The organism is Tsukamurella spumae, from assembly GCF_012396015.1.
Taxonomy (GTDB): domain Bacteria; phylum Actinomycetota; class Actinomycetes; order Mycobacteriales; family Mycobacteriaceae; genus Tsukamurella; species Tsukamurella spumae.
The window spans coordinates 1-1631 of the sequence record NZ_JAAXOQ010000070.1 but is presented as its reverse complement, the minus strand read 5'-3'; the positions used below and the strand labels follow the sequence as shown (position 1 = coordinate 1631).

3 protein-coding genes are annotated in these 1631 nt (G+C 67.4%); 1 reads left to right on the top strand and 2 read right to left on the bottom strand.

The genetic code is table 11. From position 1 onward, the window contains the following. A partial coding sequence (locus HF999_RS22080) for a pyruvate kinase (protein WP_146436822.1) occupies positions 1-126 on the bottom strand: 126 nt, incomplete at its 3' end. Between the two features lie 55 nt (positions 127-181). Beyond that, positions 182-1144, bottom strand: coding sequence for a sugar-binding transcriptional regulator (locus HF999_RS22075; RefSeq protein ID WP_168547899.1), 963 nt, complete (start codon positions 1142-1144; stop codon positions 182-184). 174 nt (positions 1145-1318) lie between these two features. Here HF999_RS22075 and HF999_RS22070 point away from each other — a divergent pair. Then, positions 1319-1631 (top strand): 6-phosphofructokinase (locus HF999_RS22070; RefSeq protein ID WP_312854239.1); only part of this gene is annotated, 313 nt, incomplete at its 3' end.

Below are 1631 nucleotides of genomic sequence, written 5' to 3'. Positions count from 1 at the left end.
AGCATGCTCACCATGACTGAAATTCAGGCGCGCAACATCCATACCCTCCTCAACGAGAGCAAGCACCTTCTCATCAGTTCCGACAGCAGGGCCCAGAGTGCAAACGATCTTGGTTCGACGAGTCACACGACGAAGGTATGCACCGGCCATGGGCGTGACAACCGTCACGCCCATATGGGCATCACGCGCGATCCGCGGATTCGGCGGGCGCGACGCGGAGCAGCGAGATCGCGGTCTCCCGATCGGTGACCAGTGAGGTCACGACCCTGCTCATCAGGCTGGCACGTATGGCCTCCACCTTCTGGTGGCCTCCGGCGATGGCGACGACCTCGTCTACCGCGGCCAACTCGCGGTAGGAGATCGCCAGCGTGCGACCGCTGTAGTTGGTGCGCACCGGGCGCCCGGCGGCATCGAACTGGATGGCGCACAGCTCCGCGGCCACGTTGAGCGAATCCAGTTCCGCCCGACCTTGATCCGACAACATCGCGTACACCTGAGAGCCCGTCAGGTCCAGGCTTCCGACCGCCACCACGGCCACCGTGATCCGCTTCCACAGGTCCATCGCCGCGGCGACCCCGGGCTGGCGCGCGAGAGCCGCCTTCATCCGCTGGTCGGACATGATCAGTGGCGCGTAGATCGGGTACTGCGGCCCGCGAGAGACCGAGGTCAACTGCCGCACGAGGTCCACGGAGCTGGCCTGGACGTCGCCGACCACGCCCGACATCTGGACGATGGTGCACGGCGGTAGGTCGCGGACGTGCTGCGCCATCGCGTCGAGCGTGCGCCCCCACCCGACGCCGAGCACGTCCGCCTCGGTCACGACCTCGCTGAGCAGGTCGGCGGCGACCCGACCGAGTCCGTGTCGCAGGCCGTCGAAGTCGGTGAACGAGCCGGTCGCGACCAGTGCGCGTCGCAGACCGTACGCCTGACGCAGCCGCTCGGAGAGGTCCGCGTCGACCGTGGCATCGGTATTGATCTCGATGCGGACCAGGCCGGACTCGATGCACGCGTCGAGGATCCTGGCCACCTTGTACCGGGACAGCCCGTACTCCGCGCCGATCTCCATCTTCGACTTCCCGTCGAAGTAGAACCGCCGCGCGATCGCTGCGGCCCGGACCACCTCGGCCGGCCCCATGGACCCCATCAGTGCCTCCTCACAGCGCGGGGACGGCCGCCCCGACCCCCTCAGCGTAGATCCACAATGCCCGACTCCGCGCCCATATGGGCGCGATCATTGTCGAAACGTTCCGATCCCCGTGTGATGGGTAGGTACGACGAGGCCCCGACGGCCCCGTTCCGGCGGTGAAGGGAAGATCAAGTGCGTATCGGGGTGTTGACCGGTGGTGGTGACTGTCCGGGGTTGAACGCGGTGATTCGGGCGGTGGTGCGTACCTGTGATGCGCGGTACGGGTCGGCGGTGGTCGGTTTCCAGGACGGGTGGCGTGGCCTGCTCGAGGACCGTCGGGTCCAGTTGTCCAACGACGACCGCAACGACCGCCTCCTCACGAAGGGCGGCACGATGCTCGGGACCGCCCGCACCCATCCGGATGTGCTGCGGGCGGGGTTGGACCGGATCCGGCAGACCCTCGACGACAACGGCATCGACGTGCTGATCCCGATCGGCGGGGAGG